Annotated in this window: 14 protein-coding genes; 2 read left to right on the top strand and 12 right to left on the bottom strand. The window is 66.6% G+C overall.

Features of this window, described 5'->3' with window-relative positions; all coding sequences use genetic code 11:
- Positions 1-76: 76 nt before the first annotated feature.
- The 12 genes from CRO07_RS15780 to CRO07_RS15725 form a co-directional block, all read right to left on the bottom strand.
- Positions 77-808, bottom strand: coding sequence for a rhomboid family intramembrane serine protease (locus CRO07_RS15780; RefSeq protein ID WP_097031622.1), 732 nt, complete (start codon positions 806-808; stop codon positions 77-79).
- A 45-nt stretch (positions 809-853) separates the two neighbouring features.
- Entirely contained in the window at positions 854-2200 is a 1347-nt protein-coding gene (locus CRO07_RS15775; protein ID WP_097031621.1) for a hypothetical protein, read from the bottom strand.
- 23 nt (positions 2201-2223) lie between these two features.
- Positions 2224-2841, bottom strand: coding sequence for a polysaccharide biosynthesis/export family protein (locus CRO07_RS15770; protein ID WP_097031620.1), 618 nt, complete (start codon positions 2839-2841; stop codon positions 2224-2226).
- A gap of 141 nt (positions 2842-2982) precedes the next feature.
- Complete coding sequence (locus CRO07_RS15765; protein WP_141400085.1) at positions 2983-5451, bottom strand: tetratricopeptide repeat protein; 2469 nt, start codon at positions 5449-5451, stop codon at positions 2983-2985.
- A 189-nt stretch (positions 5452-5640) separates the two neighbouring features.
- Positions 5641-6999, bottom strand: a complete 1359-nt coding sequence (locus CRO07_RS15760) for an oligosaccharide flippase family protein (RefSeq protein WP_097031618.1) — start codon at positions 6997-6999, stop codon at positions 5641-5643.
- Positions 7000-7183: 184 nt separating this feature from the next.
- Complete coding sequence (locus tag CRO07_RS19205) at positions 7184-7855, bottom strand: VPLPA-CTERM sorting domain-containing protein (protein ID WP_097031617.1); 672 nt, start codon at positions 7853-7855, stop codon at positions 7184-7186.
- 359 nt (positions 7856-8214) lie between these two features.
- Positions 8215-9174, bottom strand: coding sequence for a glycosyltransferase family 2 protein (locus tag CRO07_RS15750; RefSeq protein WP_097031616.1), 960 nt, complete (start codon positions 9172-9174; stop codon positions 8215-8217).
- Complete coding sequence (locus CRO07_RS15745; protein WP_097031654.1) at positions 9171-10013, bottom strand: sulfotransferase family protein; 843 nt, start codon at positions 10011-10013, stop codon at positions 9171-9173. The genes CRO07_RS15750 and CRO07_RS15745 overlap by 4 nt, the downstream gene beginning before the upstream one ends.
- Before the next feature lie 4 nt (positions 10014-10017).
- Complete coding sequence (locus CRO07_RS15740) at positions 10018-10980, bottom strand: glycosyltransferase family 2 protein (RefSeq protein WP_097031615.1); 963 nt, start codon at positions 10978-10980, stop codon at positions 10018-10020.
- On the bottom strand, positions 10981-12510 hold the full coding sequence (locus CRO07_RS15735) for a hypothetical protein (protein WP_097031614.1): 1530 nt from the start codon (positions 12508-12510) through the stop codon (positions 10981-10983). It abuts the gene before it with no gap.
- Between the two features lie 73 nt (positions 12511-12583).
- Positions 12584-13375: a WecB/TagA/CpsF family glycosyltransferase gene (locus tag CRO07_RS15730; RefSeq protein ID WP_235841044.1), complete on the bottom strand. Its 792-nt coding sequence runs from the start codon at positions 13373-13375 to the stop codon at positions 12584-12586.
- Positions 13376-13503: 128 nt separating this feature from the next.
- Positions 13504-14586 carry a glycosyltransferase family 4 protein gene (locus CRO07_RS15725; protein WP_176504601.1) on the bottom strand — a complete coding sequence of 361 codons (1083 nt, stop codon included), beginning with the start codon at positions 14584-14586 and terminating at the stop codon, positions 13504-13506.
- 111 nt (positions 14587-14697) lie between these two features.
- Here CRO07_RS15725 and CRO07_RS15720 point away from each other — a divergent pair, with 111 nt between their 5' ends.
- Positions 14698-15036 (top strand): spike base protein, RCAP_Rcc01079 family, encoded by a 339-nt coding sequence (locus CRO07_RS15720; protein WP_235841043.1) that lies wholly within the window; start codon positions 14698-14700, stop codon positions 15034-15036.
- Positions 15036-17501: a fibronectin type III domain-containing protein gene (locus tag CRO07_RS15715; protein WP_097031612.1), complete on the top strand. Its 2466-nt coding sequence runs from the start codon at positions 15036-15038 to the stop codon at positions 17499-17501. Before CRO07_RS15720 ends, CRO07_RS15715 begins: the two co-directional genes overlap by 1 nt.
- Positions 17502-17591 lie beyond the last annotated feature (90 nt).

Here is a 17591-nt window from a genome sequence, read left to right as displayed (position 1 = left end):
CGGCAGAAATCGGCCACGGATATATCGCGTTCGCGCAGCTCAGCCGCAAGTTGTCTTGGCGAATGTCGAAAGAATATCACCCGTTCAAGGGGTTCGTATCGTTCGAAGAGGTGCCCGGGTCTGTTCCCGCTAACTGCTTTTCTTCCCGTTCATTTCGGGAAGAAGGGTCAATCAGCAGCGCGGCCAGCCAGCCGCCGATGAAGCCACCAAGGTGAGTCTGCCAGGCAAGGTGGCCCTGCATCAGCCACCACAATGCCACATTCATCGCCACGAGCAACAGTGTCGCACGCAGCACCGGCCAAAGTTTCCGCGCCGAAGCGAATCGGTCTATGTAGTTCCATGCGAGTAATCCACCCGCGAGTCCGAACAGCCCGCCCGAGGCGCCGACCATCGGGCTGGGGCTGTTGGTCAGCAGCCCGTAGCCCAGCCCCCCAGACAGAACCGAGGCCAGCAGCAGCAGGCCAAGCCCGCGCTGACCCACCCGGTCCTGCACCGGCAACCCCAGGCTGAACAGTGTCGCCATGTTGAAGATCAGATGCAGCAGCCCGCCATGCAGGACGGCATGGCTGAGAAACATCACCCAGGGTTGCAGCGGATAGTTCGGCTGCCATGGCCCCATCAGGCCCGGCCAGAAGCCGGCATATTCATAGACGGTCTGGCGCAGGCGCGGCGATGCCAGCCAGTGCCGGTCGCCGGCCTGAAGGACGATCTCGATCAGAATACAAAGCGCGCAGAGGCCATAAAGCAACGCCGCCTGCCGAAGCGGCGGCAGGGCATCGCGCAGAATGGGGCGAAGGCGTGCGATCATGTCCCAAGGTTCGGCCCCTGCGGCAGCCCTGGCAAGGGCGCAGGCTCAGGGGCGATAGGCGAAGGTCTTTTCCAGCTTCAGAAACAGCGTGCTGCTCTTGCGGTCTTCCAGGATCTCGCGGTCGGTGCGGGAATATTCATAGCCCGATACCAGATTCCAGTCCTGGCCAATCTCATGGGCATAGGCCAGATCCGCGCGCAGCACGCTTTGATCCTCGGAGGTCGAACCCAGAACGTCGCGATCGGACAGTTGCAGCTTGCCCGTCAGCCGGCTGCGCGGGGTCATTTCGCGGCTGTAGCCGACCGAAAGCTGGGTGCGGATCGTTTCCTCATTCTCGGACCCGGTCACCGCCGCCTGGCTGAGCGCAAGGTTGAAGCTGCTCAGCTTGTCCAGCGTATAGTCGATCCGGCCGTTGATCGTCGGCTGGGCTTCGAACCCGCCGGTCTTGCTGGCCCCCACCGCCAGCGAGGCCACCCCCCAGGAAAAATCAAGGCTGCGGCCCAGGCTGAATTCGCTGCGCGTGCCGTTCACCGTCTCGAAGCTGGACAGCGACAGATCAACGGTGCCGTTCGGACGGGCCTGACGCAGGCCCAGGCTGTAGCCCAGCCCGTCGCTGTCGTCCTGATCGTCGGTGCGGTTGGTGGAATAGTTGATCCCGGCCGAAAGCGCGGTGATCGGCGACAGCTGATAGCTGGCCCCCAGCCCTGCGCGGCGGGTGGTGCGCCAGTTGCCATCCGGCCCGTCCTGATCGTAATCGCTCCAGGACGCATCGGCCTTCAGCGTCACCAGAGGCGAGACGCGCAGCCCCAGTTCGGCCGCGACCGACCGCGAGGTGCTGTCGCGCAGGTCGGGATCGGTGGTGTCGGTATAGCGCGACTCCGATTGCTGCTGACGCAGCGAGAACGACAGCGGCGCCTCGCGACCCATCAGAAGCGCGCTGGAAATGCTGACGATCTCGCGGCGGCCATCGTCGGCGATCACATCCTCGCCGGTCAGTTCGTCCAGAAAGACGCTGTCCTCGATATCGACGCTGCGGTAGCCCAGATCGATGTTGAACTGCGACTGCCGGCTCTGGATCTCGTAGCCGAGGTTGGCCACTTCCCGCGAGGTCGAGAACGTGTCGGCCGCGTCGGGAATATAGTCCAGATCCGCGCCGACCCCGATCCCGAACCGCTGGTACGAGGTGACACTGGTCAGGCCGAAATCCAGCGCGGTGGTGGATCTGAAGCCTTCGTCGCCGGGTTCGATGGTGCCGCCGCTTTTCTCGATCGATTTCAGACCCTGCGACAGGGTCAGGCGGGCCTCAAACCCCGGGTCGGCCCGCACGGCTGACACAGACCAGCTGATCGCAAGGGCGGCAAGGGCCACGGCGCTGGCAGGGATGCGCGTCACGGATCTGGCCCCCCGATGTCCGGTCACTCGAACAGCCGGCGTTCCGGCGTCAGGATCACGTCGCCTTCCTGAAGGACGATGTCCTGGGCAAGCGCGGCCCCGTTCGACAATGCGCGGTAGTTGATGCTGTAGACCTTGGGCACGCCTTCCACCGTCCGGCGCAACTGGATGCGCTTGGTGGCGGCGAAGGGGGTGAACCCGCCCGAAAGCGCCACGGCTTGCAGGAAGGTGGTACCGGGGGCCACGGCCTGACGGCCGGGCGTCTTGACCTCGCCCAGGAAATAGATCCCGATCACCGGGCCGGTGGCGGCGACCCCCGCCGTGCCCGCGACGGGCGGCGGCTCGGGGCGCAGCCCGCTGACGGTGACGAACACCGTGGGCGGCGAGGCGAAGTTGCCCGCAATCCCCGAGGCGATGGCCTGACGCACCTCATCCACGGTCTGCCCGCCGGCGCGGATCGTTCCGGCGAAGGGGAAGTTGACCGTGCCATCGGGCAGCACCAGAAGCGAACGGTTGAGCTGCTGATCTTCAAGCACCTCGACGGCGATCGTATCCCCGGACTTGATGCGGTAGTCGCTCTGGGCCGCCGCAGCGCCTGCCAGAAGCACAAAGCCGAAAATCGCAAGAAGAACTTTCTTCATGTCATGCCTCAAATGGTCCGGAGGGGGCATTCCCCCGCCGATTTCCGTTGATACTGCGGAAAAATCCGGCCCAGGCAACAGCCAAGGCCGCCGCCGGGCCAACTATCGACCCGCTGTGATGGTTGCGCCACTGGCCCCGGATCACGGGGTCAGCGCGGTTTCCAGCGGCGCGATCGCGCCCTTGACCGTGGCCGAGGGCCGTTCGCCCGCGGCCGTGCGGGCCAGGTCAAGCTGGGTTCGGGCCTCGTCCAGACGACCCAGGGCGTGATAGACCCGCCCCAGATGGGCCTGCACCACCGGATCGCCCGGCAGCCCCTTGGCCGCGGGTTCCAGATAGGTCAGGGCCTCGGTGGCCTTGCCGTTGCGGAACAGGATCCAGCCATAGGTGTCCTGCAACGCCGGCAGTTCGGAATCCTTCAGGCGGCGGGCGATCACCTCGGCGCGGGCCAGGCTTTCGGGATCGTCGCGGTAGGTGGCCAGCAACGAGGCCAGGTTGTTCGCCACCACCATCGCGGCTGAATCGCGGCGGTAAAGCGTGTCATAGATCGCGATCGCCCCGTCGATATCGCCGTTGCGTTCCAGGAAAGAGGCCTTGGCCCACAGGATGTCGGGCGCGTCCGGCAGTTCGGCCAGCGCCTCGTCCAGCGTGGCCTGAAGCCGCTCTTGCGAGTCGGTGATGCCGCGCAGCCGCGCCAGTTGCAGCCAGGGTTGCACCAGCTTCGGGTTCTTGCGCAAAAGCTCGGTCAGGTCCTGCTCGGCCGCGGCGTAATCCTGCGCCGCCGCCCGCGCGAGGGCGCGGAAATAGCGGTAGGACGGATCGTCGGGCCTGGCCGCCACCAGTTCGTTGGCATAGGCCAGCGCCTCGTCGGTCTTGCCCGACAGCAGCTGCGCCCGGATCAGCGCCAGTTTCGCACGCTCGTTCTCGTCGCCCGCCAGCGAACCCAGATATTGCAGCGCCTGTTCGGTGCCCTGCTCGCGTTCGATCAGCCGCAGTTCCAGATCGGCCGCCGCGCGGCGCGCCTCGTTTGAGGTCAGCGCCGCCAGCCGTTGCAGCGTCTGACGCGCCAGCGGCCGGTTGTCGCGGGTCAGTTGCACCTGCCCCAGCGCGGTCAAAAGCGCCACATCCTCGGGCACCAGACGCAGCGCCGCCACCAGAACCGATTCGGCCTGATCCAGACGCTTGGCCCTGACCAGCGCCTGGGCATAGCGCAGCGACGACTCGGGCGCGGTCTTCGAGGCGTCGACCGCCAGCGCCAGCGATTCAAGCATCAGATCGGTATTGCCCGCCCGTTCATGGGCCCGCGCCATCAGCGTCAGGGCGGCGGTATCGTCGGGGCTTGCGGCCAATGCCGTGCGCAGCGCCGAGACCGCCTCGGCCGTCTTGTCCTCGTCGATCAGCCAGACCGCCTTGAACTTCAGTGCCTCGACATTGTTCGGATCGGTCTGAAGCACCTCTTCGACCGTCCGCCGCGCGCCCACCTCGTTGCCGTTCTGCGCCAGCATCCCGGCCAGTACCACCTTGAAGTTCTGCCGATCCTCGGGGGGCAGGGCGTCCTCGGGCAGACCGACCAGCGTCTCCATTTCCGAAATCGCCGCGTCACGCCGGCCCATTTCATAGTCGAGTGTCGCGCGCAGGGCGCGCAGCTTGTGGGTCTCGGGGGTCAGCCGCGTCTGCAATTCGGCCAAGGCCGCGTCGTTGCCGCGGACGATCTTCAGGAACTGCACCAGATCGACGATGGCGGCCCCCAGTGCCTCGTCCCGGGCGGTCTTCTGCTTGTCGTTTTCTTCCGGGACGCCGGGGGGAAGTTGACGCTTGTCGATCTCGGCCCGCAGGAAAGCCTCGGCCTCATCGACGCGCCCCAGCGTCACAAGATAGCGCATCAGCGCCTCTTTGTAGGACTTGTCGTTGGGGAAGACCTCGACCGCGCGGTGCAACTCGGCGCCGATCCCGTCGATATCCTCAAGCCGGCCCAGAACCTGAAGCTTCATGGTGTGAAGGCCGGGATTTTTCGGGTCGGTGGCCAGGGCCGCATCGATCTGGGCCAGCGCATCGCGGGGGCGGCCATCGGTGACATAGCTGTCAATCAGCACGAAGCGCAGCAGCATGTCGTCGCCCTGTTGCGCCGACAGCGCCTCGCCCTCGGCCAGCAGCGATTGCCGGCGGGCCTGATCCTTGTCCAGCACCGCCTGTCGATACTGGCGCGCAAGGCCGATGACCTTCACGCCGGGATCGGCCGGCGCCAGTTCAAGCGCACGCAGGGCGTAGCGTTCGAAAATGTCCCATTCCTGCTGGCGGAAGGCGATCCGCGCCAGGGTCGAGACCGCTTCAAGATTGGTCGGGTCCGCCTCGGCCACCCGCAGATAGGCACGGAAGGCGGCGCGTGTGGCGCCTTCGCGCTGGAACAGCCGGCCAAGCTGGGTCTGCGCGCCGACATGATTGACCTCGGCGGTGGTCGCGTTGCGGAACTCGACCCGGGCGCGGGCCTCGTCGCCCGCCGCAAGCAGGGCCAGCCCGCGTTCATAGGCTTCGTCAGCGCGTTCCTGATCGGTCTTGCACGCGGCAAGCATCACACAGAACACCAAAGCGACAAGGAGTCTTGATTGAAACACGGCAGTCACCTTCCAGACCAATGTCCGCAAAAATCATATCAACGAAAATAGGGTCGCCACAGGCCCAACCCACACGTCCCGGGTGCGCGGGTTGACTGCCAAGCGTGCAGCAGCCTGCCCCCGGCCAACTTTACAGCGATCAACCTTACAGCCGCTGCGGGCATCTTCAAGGCGGTGCTGTGGCCGGCCCTAGGGCAGCCATGCCGCAATGTCGGCGGCATGGAGATAGCAGGCATAGCCGTTAAGCCCCAGCCCCAGCGCCAGCAGCACCGCCTCGCCCCAGCGGTCGTCGGCGTTGTAGATCCGGGCATAGCGGGAAATCACCGGATAGGCGGTCAGCCAGGCCACGCCGGGCGCCAGCACCGCCCCCACCACGCCGAACAGCCAGATCCCCGCGAACAGAAAAGCCACTTGCAGCAGCGCCGTCAGCATCACGAGATGGAAGTGGCGCCTTGAATCGCCGTGGGCCAGCAGCATCCCGCCATAAGAGGCAAAAACGATCTGCGGCACCACCGACAGCGCGGCCAGCGAGACGACCGCCCCTGCCATCGCATAGCGGGGATCGTAAAGCAGCCCGATCAGCGGTGGCCCACCCAGCGAAAACGGCACGGTCAGCGCAAGGCTGCCCGCAATCAGCAGGCGTCGCGCCCGCAGCACCTTGGCCCGGTTCTCGCGGCTTTCCGCGGGCGAACGCATCCGGTAAAGTGGCACGATCACCTTGCCTGACAGGGCCTTGGTGACCAGCAGTGGCGCCGCGCCCAGGAAATAGCCGACATTGTAGATGCCAAGCTGCGCCAGGGTCACGAACATGCCCAGAAGCAGCTTGTCGCTTTGGTTGATGAAGAAGCTTGCCAGCGTTCCAAGGAAGATGAACCGGCCAAAGCCGACCATCTCGCGAACGATTTCCCAGTCCCAGTGCAGCCGGTTCGGGGTGCCGGGCAGCGTGATGTGCATGTGAACGGTTCTGAGCGCCACGGTGATCAGCCCCCCGATCACCAGCGCCCAGACCGATTCCAGCCACCAGGCAAACAGGGCCGTCACTGCGATGCCCGCCGTCTGCCAGCCAAGATTCAGAACGGTTTGCCGACCCAGTCGCAGGTGGCGGTTCGCCTCGGCGGTCTTGGTGGTGGCAAAGCCTGTGATCACCGCCTGAAGACCTGCCACCGGCAGCAGCAGCATCAGGATCGGCGCGTCATAAAGTGCGGCCGCCGGCCAGGCCAGCGCGCAGGCCCCCAGCCACAGTCCGAAGCCGCGCAGGATCTGCATGGTCCAGGCCGTGTTCAGGAAGGCGGGATCGTCGCCGCGCCGGTTCTGCAGGATCGAAGTGGTGATGCCGATGTCCGAGAACATCTGAAGCCCGCTCAGGAACACCTGCACGACGGCCATCAGGCCGAAGGCTTCGGGAAACAGCAGCCGGGTCAGGATCAGGTTCGAAACCAGCCGCAGCAGGTTCGCCCCCCCGACATCAAGGACCGTCAGTGCCGAGCCGCGCATGGCGCGGGCGCGCAGACCCTCGTCCGACAGAAACCGGGAAAATTTGGTCTTCAACGTCTGAGGTTCGCTCTGCCCGATGTTTCACCCAGTTCTGGCAGACCCTGATACCGGCCGCCCGTTCCGCATGCCAGATCGTTTGTCATCCGAGCGTCGGTTGTCGCAGAAAGCCCCGGAATAAAAAAGACGGGGAGAACCCTCCCCGTCTTTGCCTGGTGTCGCGATCGGAACCGTCGCGGTCTCAGACGGCCGCTTTCCGGCGGCGCGCCGCAAAGCCCAGACCACCCAGGGCGGTGCCCATCAGCAGCAGGCCGGCCGGCAGCGGAACCGGCGTGACATCGATCCCGGCCAGCGCGAAGTCGGCAAGGGCGCGTTCGTCGTTGGCCTCATACACGGTCCAGAAGGTGAAGATCTGCCCGTTCACGCCAATCCCCGAGGCCGAAGCGTAGCCTGCGCCATTCGATTTCGTTGCGAATGCCGTGGCAAGTTCGGCGCCCGGCCCGGCCCCAAGGCTGACATAGGCCTTCTCGCCGATGTCGGTCCCCGTGACCAGATAGGTGTCGAGCGTGTAGAAGGCGGTCAGTTTCACTATCTTGTCGAAGGTGATCGTCAGATACTTGGTGATCTTTTCGGTCGCCGGAACCTCGTCGCTGGCGCCCACGCCGATCCCGTCATTGTCGCACACGAGCGTGTCGCCGGCTTCGTCGTCGCATTTGTCATGGGGCACGGCGGTCAGGAACGGAGGTTGGTCGAAACCTTCGAGGCTCCAGCCACCCGCCTGCGTGCCGGTGAACACGTGACCGCTGGAATCAAAGCTGGCGGAATCGGTGAAGTCTATGGTCGCGCCATAGGAGGCCGTGCCCATCATCAGCGCCAAGACCGCGGCGCCTGCAGTTCCAATGTAGTTTCTCATGCCAAATTCCCCGTTGCAAATAAGTCACGCCAGACTCATGCATCCCGATGAGCCGCACATCCATCAGATACCACAATTCGCGCCAGAATAAACCAGATTTCAAACAGATTTCTGCCTTATTGCGGTTGTGCGGAAAATAAATCCATGGGGGCGTGGGGTCGGGGTCTATCAACCTGAGGATGTAAATCGTGTTGATTTGAGATTTTTCGGACGCCTTCGACGGGGCGGGGGTCTGGAAAAAAGTGGTTTTTATTACAGCGCATTAACAGATCGCCGGTGCCCATCGGCAGACGATCTGTGCGGATGCCAGGCGGCGGCCTTCCTTGGGGCGTCTTGTGGTGCCGCCGGCCGGCCGCGCCTTACTTGTATTCGATGAGTCGACCCCGTTGCCCACCGATGCGGCGCAGATGGAATTGCATGACGCCCAGCATCTCGGGCAGCTTGCCCAGGGTCAGAAAACAGGCCCGCACCCAGTCGCCGTCGCGCAGGCCCAACCGGATCACCTGCGCAGGCCAGGCCAGCAGCAGCAGTCCCCCCCAGGGCGACACTGTGGCAGAGACCAGCGCCCCCAGCGGAACGCCCGCCCCCCAGATCAGCGCGCGGCGCATCGGGGCCACATTGTGGCGCTCGGCTGTCCGGCCGTGCAGCGCCGCCCCTTCGGCATAGGCGTGCCCCGCCCGCCGGGCCCGTGTCCACCATTGCGCAAAGCGGGTCATGGCGGCGTCGTGCCAGGTCATTTCGTGGTCGAGGCGCCAGATCTCCCAGCCGGCCTGACGCAGGCGCAGGCAAAGCTCGGGTTCCTCGCCGGCGATCAGGCCGGGATTGTAGCCCCCGACCGCCGTCAGCGCGCGGGTCCGGATCAGCGCATCGCCGCCGCAGGCGCGGGTTCGGCCCACCGGCGTATCCCATTCGCGGTCGATCAGACGGTTGTAGACCGATGCGTCCGGGTGACGTTCGCGCCGGCGGCCGCAGGCCACGGCGGCCCGGGGGTGGCTGTCCAGGAAGGCGGTGGCCGTGGCCAGCCAGCCTTCGCGCAACTCGCAATCGCCATCGACGAACTGGATATGGTCGGGCGCCTCGGCCCCGGCCAGAAGCTGCGCCAAGCCCGCATTGCGGGCCCGTGCCGCGGTGAAGGGCTGCGCGGGGTCAAGCGCGACCACCTCGGCGCCGTGGCGGCGTGCCAGATCAAGGCTGCCATCGGTCGAGCCGGAATCGACATAGACCAGCCGCGCCACCCCCGAAAGCGAGCCGAGGCAGCGCGCAAGCCGCGCGCCCTCGTTGCGGCCGATCACGACAGCGGCGACGATGGGGCCGCTCATGCGCGGAACGGATAGCAGGCCGACAGCGCCGGATGGCCGGGAAAGGCCCGGGCAAGCTCGGTGTGGTCGGCGGCAAAGATGTCTTCCAGCCGGCGGCGCGTCTCGGGGGAAAGCTGCGGCCGTTCGGTGAAGCTGCGCTTGCGCTTCACCCATTCTCGCAGCGATTTCGGCACCAGCGTCCGCCGCAGTGCCGTGGCCCAGGGGCTGTTCACCAGCAGCTGGTGGGCGGGCAGGTGGCGAAAGCGGTCCTCGGCGCTGTTGCGGGCGCCGATGGCGTCATCCCAATGCAGCGGGCCGGGTGCCCCGATGAAGCGGCCGATGCGGCCCAGTTCCGCCTGCGGATCGGCCTTGAGCTGTTCAAGGCTGGTCAGCAGCACCGCCCCCGCGCCGTAGGCCTGAAGGAAGGGCGCGATCTGCATCCCATAGCGGCCATATTCCACCAGTTCGGGATGCATCCCGATCGCCCGGTCAAGGTCGGTCCGGATCACCCGGTGGCTGGTCTCGTGGATGAAATGCGAGATCACGCGGTCAAGCGGATTGCGGATCATGTAGATCAGCTTCGGCGCCGCCAGCATCCGCGTCATGCGCGCGATGGTCTGCGGATGGGTGGGCAGCTTGGTGTAATGGGTGCTGGCCTCGCCCTTCAGATCGCCGGGGGCGGCGGCGGCGAACAGGCTTTCATACCAGCCCGCGCCGCGGGCATGGATGGCATCGTCGGAAAAGAAGTTCGGCTCTTTCGGGTCGGTCATGAACAGGCCGGGCTGGGCGGCCAGTTGCGCCGCCAGCGTGGTGGTGCCGCATTTCATCGCGCCGATCAGCAGGAAGTCGGGAAGCGCCATCGCCCTATTCCCCCGGTGCCAGACGGGGGCCAAGCGGCCGAAGCGCATTGATCCAGATGTCGCGGCCCTGTCTTTCGGGCAGCGGCGAGCCGGGCTTGCCCAGCAGGCGGGCACCATGGGCGACGCCCCGGCCCAGATACCACATCAGATTGGCCAGAATGACCCCGCCCCAGCCATGCGCCTGATAGAAAAACCGCGTGCGCGAGGCATAGTAATAGCCCGGCAGGCGCTTGCGGGCGCTGACCAGCGCCTTGACCGGGCCGCTGCCGCCGCGGAAATGCACCGCCCGCGCGTCGGGGACATGAACGATGCCCCAGCCGGCACGACGGGCGCGCAGGCAATATTCGGTATCCTCGTAGTAAAGGAAGTAGCCCTCGTCCATCGGGCCCAGCTCATCGACCATGCGCCCGCGCAGCAGGATGCAGGCGAAGGATGCCCATTCGATGGCGGCGGGGTCGGGATGGGGCCCCAGCGCCACTTCGTGACGCTTGAAAAGCCAGGTGACGGGGCCCTTGCGGGCCGAGCCCACCAGTTCGCCCAAAGGCGAGGGGAAGCGGAAGCACGAGGTCTGGATCGTGCCGTCCTCGTGCTCGATGCGGGGAGCGAACAGCCCGGCTTCGGGATGGGCGGCCAGGGCCGCCGCAATCCGGTCGAAAAAGCCCGGCCGCAGCAGCGCATCCGAATTCAGGATCAGATAGGCATCCGCCGTCCGCGTCCGCATGCCGATGTTGTGGCCGCCGGAAAAGCCGGTGTTCCTGGGCGATTTCACCAGCGTGACCGGCAGCGGCGCGGGCTGCGCGGCGATCCAGTCCGCGATTGTCTCGGCCGAGCCGTCGCCCGAGGCATTGTCGACCACGACGACATGCACCTCGTGCCCGGCCGCGGCTTCAAGCACCGAGCGGATGCATTGAAGGGTCAGCGCGCCGGTTCGGTAATTGATGATGGAAACGACGAAGGAGCAGCTCATTCAGGAATCGGTTCTTTCGTGAAGGTATTTCTGCCGCGTGTAACGGGCGCTGTATTGCGGCGAAAGCCGGGGCTCGGGCCCGGCGGCGGTCGGGGCCGCGTCCGCAATCGGCGGATCGGCCGTCGGGGCGGCATCCCCGGACCTTGCTGCGGCACGGCTTGACGACAGCTCCAGCCGGCCCATCAGCGCGCCCGCGATCAGCCATGTCACCGGCGTGCGGGTCGCATTGGGGATCAGGTCGACCATGTTGGCGGCAAGGATCAGGCCCAGAAAGGCAGTGGGCGCCCCCACCCCGCGGGCTCGCTGCCGAAACGCCAGCAGGATCAGTGGCAGGCCAAGCAGGCCGAACTGGGCCAGATAGCCGATCCAGCCGCTTCTGCCGATCACGATCACCCAAAGTCCGTCGGTGGTGCTGATGTCGCGGCCATCCTCGTCGAAGACCCGGCCCCGGCTCCAGCCACCCCAGCCGGCCAGCGGACGCTCGTTGGCTTTCTCCAGCAGGATGTCCTCGTTCGCGGTCCGGTAGACGAACGACCGGCGGCGTTCGTCGCTGATCGTGCCCACCCAGCTTGCGATCCTGTCCACCGGGACCAGATCCGCGCCGCGAAGCACCGGATAGGTCAGCATGATCGCGGCGATGACCGCGGTCGACAGCAGCACGATCCGCACGGGAAAGGCCAGGATCAGGCCGCCGGCGCAGATCGCGATCAGAAGCGCGCCGAAACTGTTGGACAGCGCAAGGGTGGCAAACAGCCAGCCCGCCGCCGCCAGATAGCGCAGCCTTGTGGCGCCCGAAGACAGCCGCGTCATCCCGAGTGCGGCAAGGAAGGTGCCGGCCATGAAGATGGCCAGCCAAAGCCCGTGATGCAGGAAGACCAGCGGCCGGAAACCATTGCCGCGGATGTGCTGGATCCAGCTGTGGGGGAAGAAGCCGTAGACCATCCGGTTGAGCTGCGGCGACATGTGGATCTCGTAAAGGACAAGAACCGAGTAAAGCAGCCCCGCAAGACAGAGGATGCGCAGCAGCGTGCGGTGCCCGTCGTCATCGGCCAGGAACTTGCGGGCCAGCAGGAACGGCAGCAGCATCACCAGACTGGTGAGGATGGCCGAAAAGCCGCTGTAGAGCTGGATGGCGGGCAGGGTGGTGTCGCCATAGACCAGCCGGTCACCGTTGGTCAGCACGGTCAGGATGCTGCCGATGAACAGCATGGCCAGCAGCAGATGCGAGACCGGGGTCCGTGGCAGCCAGCCCGGCAGGATCGTGGCCGTGGGTCCGGACCGGGCACGGCTGGCACGGCTGGCATGTCCGGCCGTCCCCGCGAAGATCAGCGCCATCGCCATCGCCGTGATGGCGGGCATCGAATCCTTGTCGATGGTGGGCAGCAGCGGTGCGTTGATCGAAGGCTCGCCGGGCAGCAACAGATAACCCGCGATGATGGCTGTCGCCACCGCGGCGGCCGGGGACAGGGTCCGGAACAGGATCAGCACCACCAGCGGCCAGGAGAACAGCGCGATCTCGGGCATCAGCATGGGCGGACCGCCTTTCTGACCGAACGCCGGTGGGGCGGCCGTCGCAGGGTCCGGGAAAACCGCATGGCCGGGGTCATCCTCGCCCCTGCGCCTGCCGGCTTTTCAGCGCCTGGCCGAAGGCCTGCGGCAGCACGGCAAAGCAGGCGCCATAGCGCGCCGCCAGCCGCCTGGGGTTCATCGCCAGCCGCCACAGCCATTCCAGTGCCAGCCGCCGCAACAGCCGCGGCGCCCGCACCTGCCGGCCGGACAGGAAGTCGAGCCCGGCCCCGATCGAGACAAAGCCCACCCCGGGCAGCCGGTCCTGCGCCCGGGCGGCAAAGATCTCTTGTTTGGGCGCCCCGAGCGCCAGCAGGCAGAGCCTTGCGCCGCTGCGGGCGATCCGGTCGAGGCAGGGCCCGATCTCGGCCCCCTCGGGGTCGAAGCCCATCGGCGGCGCGATCCGTGCCACCACCCGCAGCCCGGGATGGCGCGCCACAAGCACCTCGGCCGCCCGGTCCAGCGTGTCCGCCGTCGAACCCAGGAAGGCCACCGGAATGTCCTTTTGCGCGGCCAGTTGCGCCAAAGGTCCGATCAGCTCTGAACCGGGCACCAGATCCACCCGCTGCCCGGCAAGCCGCGACAGCCAGACGATCGGATTGCCGTCGGCGGTGACATGGCTGTGGGCGCGGTAAGCGCGGCAAAAGGCCGGATCGCGGCCCAGCTTCACCACATGATCGAGGTTGAGCGTGGCCACCGTGAAGCCGTGCCCGGCATCAAGGCGGCGGTCGAGATCGGCCAGCAGATCCGCCTGCGTGGCCACGTTCACCCGCACCCCATCGCCGCCATCCTTCGCGGCAGAGGCGCCCATGTCCGACCAGTCCAGCATCCGTCGATCTCCATGCCCTTGCGGCCGACCCCAGCAATACCCCGACCCGGTGCAGGATCAAACCGCATCGGGTCGATTTTGCGCATTCCGGGCCGGCGGCGGCCCGGTTGCAGGGTCTTTGGCCGGTGTCAGTCGCAAAGCCCCGCCACAAGACAGCGTTCGAACCGCTCGGCCGCCTCGTCCCAAGTGTAGCTCTGTGCCCGGGCAAGGGCGGCATCCGACATGGCCTTCCAGGCCGCGGGCGACAGCGAGAGCACATCCGCCAGCCGTTCCCCCAGTGCCGTGCTGTCTTCGACATCGACGATGTGACCGTTCACCCCTTCGGTCACGATCTCGACCGCGCCGCCGATCCGGGTCGAGACCACCGGGCAGCGGCAGGCCATCGCCTCGGACGGCGGCAGATGAAAGCCCTCGGTCCGGCTGCCGCACAGCCACACGTCGCAGGCGGCATAGATGTCGCGAAGCCGGTCCTGATCGGGGCGCAGGTGGAACTCGGACCCTTGGGGCAGGGGCAGCGCGGGATCGACGGGATGTTCGCCAAAGGCCACCACGCGCAGGTCCGGCACCCGCTGCCGTGCGATCCTGATCGCGGCAAGGCTGATGTCCACACCCTTCATCGGCTTTGTCGAATACAGCAGCCCCACCGTGGGCACCGCGTTCCTGTCGCGTTCGGGGGCGTGGAACTGCGCCATGTCCACGCTGTTCTCGATGATCGCCACATCCCGGTCGCCGTAAAGCGTGGCCATGGTCTCGGCCAGCCACTGCGAGATCGTGATCTTCCGCATCGGCAGGAAGTAGCTGCCCCGCGACAGGTGCCAGGGCAGGTGGTCATGCACCTCGTGATGCTGGATGAAGTAGAAGTGCCGGCCCTTGGACGGCGGCAGTGCCGAGACCGCGAAGGCCGTGCTCCACCAGGTCGCGACGATGGCATCGGCATCGGGGATCAGATCGGGGTTCAGGGGAAGGGGCTTGTCGATGACGATATGCCGGTCGCCCAGGAAATCGAGCAGCGTGGTGTCGGATTTCTTGCGCCCCTGCCGGAATCCATGACGGGCCAGTTGCATCAGCCGGTGTGACCGCGAAGACGCGCGAGGGCACAGCGAGATCACCCGGACATCATGCCCCCGTTCCAGCAGCTTTCCGGCATAGATGGCAACCACACGTACCCCCCCTGCAAGGGATGGGATGGGAAGAACGAATGTGATTTTCATGCAGGCCGCTCCGGCTGTGATGTCCGTTGTCCTAGTGGACAGGCCCCGGTCTGACAACCGCCAGCCCCCCCGAACGGTACCCTTACGGCGTGTTGGTGAATCTTCGGGAAGATGGCGGCCCTGACACCTGCGCCAGCGCCCCGGCTGCGCTTTGCCGATCCGCGCTGTCCCGCCATGATGGAGATCCAGATGACCGATCACTTCGCCCATTGCGTTCCCGGTCTCGAAAGCCCCGCCAGCCACCTTGAAGAGGTGATCCCCAGCGATACCGCCAACCTGAGCAACGTCAGCCGGGCGCTGAACGTTGCGATCTCGGGCGCCGTGCGGATCACCACCTGCGGCGGCGATATCGCCACCGTGACGATCGCCGCCGGAACCGCCTTCCCGGTCCGCGCCTGCCGGGTCTGGGCGACCGGCACCACCGCCACCGGCATCGTGGCGATGTTCTGATGATCAGTCTTGCTCTTGCCCTTGGCGCGGGGACCCCCCTGGAGCCGGCGGCCGCAGCCAGCGCCGTCTTTACCGCCCATGTCCGTCCCGCGATCCTTGCGGTGAGGGACGATACAAGCCTTGCCGAGACGCTTCCCGTCTCGGCCACCGATCCGGCGAACTACCTGTCCCGCAAGGGCGCGATCGTTTCCGCCACGGCGGAATGGTCCGTCGATGCCGGTCCGTGGACCCTGGACGGGACGGCAAGGGTGCGCACCGGCGCCGCGGTCCGGGCCCGCGTCGCGGTCGTGGACAGTGCCGGAAACGCCTTTGTCTTTGGTGCGGGCACGACGGTTGTCCTGCCGCAGGCGCCGCGGCTTGCGGCCCCGCTTGCCGCCGTCCTGTCCGAGCGTGGCCAGACGCTGGCCCCGGTCGAGGCGGGGGCGGCCTTCACCGGCGAGGGGCTGAGCTTCACGCTTGCGCCGGTCTCGGCCGACATTGCGGCCCTGGGGCTGGCGCTTGATGCCGCGACAGGGCGGATTTCCGGCCGGCCCACCACTCTGGTCGCCGCGGCGCCCGTCGTGGTGCGGGCCGTGAATGCCGGCGGCCAGGCCGAAGCGGGCTTTGCGCTGACGGTGGCCGACCAGCCCGAGCCGATGGCTGCCCCCGCCGTCACCGCCTCGGGGGCGGGCGGGGTGCTTGTTGCCCGTGCCGCGGCCCCGGCCGACAACCATGCCCCCATCCTGCGTTACGATCTGCGTCATTCGACCGATGGGACGACCTGGACCGAGGTCACCGCCATTGCGGAACTCTGGACATTGACGGGCCTTGCCGCCGGCATCCCCTGTCATGTCCAGACCCGCGCGGTGAACGCGCTGGGGGTGGGCCCATGGTCGGCATCCGGCAGCGCCATCGTGCCGGTGGTTGCGGTCCTTGCCTCGCGTCCGCCCGCGATGGCGCCGCTTTACGAAGGCCAGTCGGTGCAGGATGTGCCCTTCCATGCCGAGATGATCGCACCGGCGAATTTCACGGTCGAGGGTGACAGCATCGCCACGGTTTCGGTGACGTTTCTGGGCGATGCGGTCTCGGCTGACCAACCGCTGCTGGAAGGCCAGCGGGCGGGTTTCCAGGTCACGGTGCGCACGACCGGGGGCGCCGAGCGGGCCTTTGCCACCGATCCTGTCACCGTCCAGTATGCCTCTCGGTTGCAGACCGACAGTGACAACACCCTGATCCTTGATATCAACAGCCTCGTGCCGTCGGACCAAGGCGTGCCGGTCTCGGTCACCAGCGGGGCGTATGCCCTGGCGCGGACATGGCCTGTGCTGGTGTCGCAGGACAATCTGGCGGCCGGGCCGGTCAGTCTTCTGCCGCCGCGGCTGTTCGGAACCGCAATGGTCGGTGAGACCCTGACGGCTGAAAGCGGGCTGTGGACCTATGCCGAAGCTGACCCCGAGCCGGACCTGATCCTGCAATGGTGCCGCGATGGCGTGGCGATCGATGGCGCCACGGGCACGAGCCATGTGCTGACAGGCGCCGATGCCGGGGCCGCGATCACGGTGGCCGAGACCGCCATCAGCGGTTCCAGGACCGCCATGGCAATCAGCACCGCGGTCACGGTCAGCGTTCCCGATACCGTGCCGGGGCAGGTCGCGGGGCTGTCGGCCGTGGCGGGCGATGGTCAGGTGGCGCTGACATGGACGGTTCCGGCATCCGACGGCGGATCGCCGATCATCGACTACATCGTGGAATACGCCAGCGGCGCGGGCTGGTCGGTGTTTGCCGATGGCACGGGCACCGGGACAGGCGCCACCGTGATCGGGCTGACGAACGGCACCGGCTACAGCTTCCGCGTTTTGGCGGTGAATGCCATCGGCGCCGGCGAGGCGAGTGCCCCTGTGACGGCGACCCCGGCCTCGGGTTCGCTGATCCTGCCGTTCGTGGATGATTTCAACCGAGCGGATCAGTTGCTTTCGGCCTCACCGAACTGGACGGCTTTTATCGGGTCGTCGCCGGAAATCGTCGGAAACGTGCTGAAAACAAGCGCGGGCGCGGCGACCGGGGAAAACTGTGTTGTGGCGAACGTCGATCTGCCGGCGGATCAGTATGTGCAGGTGACCGTGTCGGAAAAGCTGAACGTCACGGTCAACGGCTATTTCTACGCCTTCCTGCGCTGGCAAGACCCCGGCAACTGGCTAAAAATCCGAGTGCGGGCCAACGGCGCGGCCCGTGTGCTCAAATCCGTTGGTGGGGTGGAGACGACTGTCTCGAACATTGCCAGCGTCCCTGTCCCGCTGGGCGGCACTCTCCGGGTCGAGGCACAGGGATCGACGCTGCGGGTGATCTCCGGATCGACCGTCGTCGCCACGGTGACGGACACCACCTTCCTTGGCGCCGGAAAGGCCGGCCTTGGGTTCATCAACGCCAGCGATGAGGCGGGCCTGCCGATCGGATCGCTGGATAACTTTGAGTGCGGGGCATTGTGATGCGGATCAAGTTCAAAGGCCCCGTCGCGGGCCAGCCTTTCGGCGTGTCGTCTGGCGGCAAATCCGCCTCGGTCACGGAATGGGGCGTGG

Origin of the sequence: Cereibacter ovatus (assembly GCF_900207575.1) — a bacterium.
Taxonomy (GTDB): Bacteria; Pseudomonadota; Alphaproteobacteria; order Rhodobacterales; family Rhodobacteraceae; genus Cereibacter_A; species Cereibacter_A ovatus.
The sequence above is the reverse complement of the archived record's forward strand: the minus strand, read 5'-3'. Positions and strand labels throughout refer to the sequence as shown.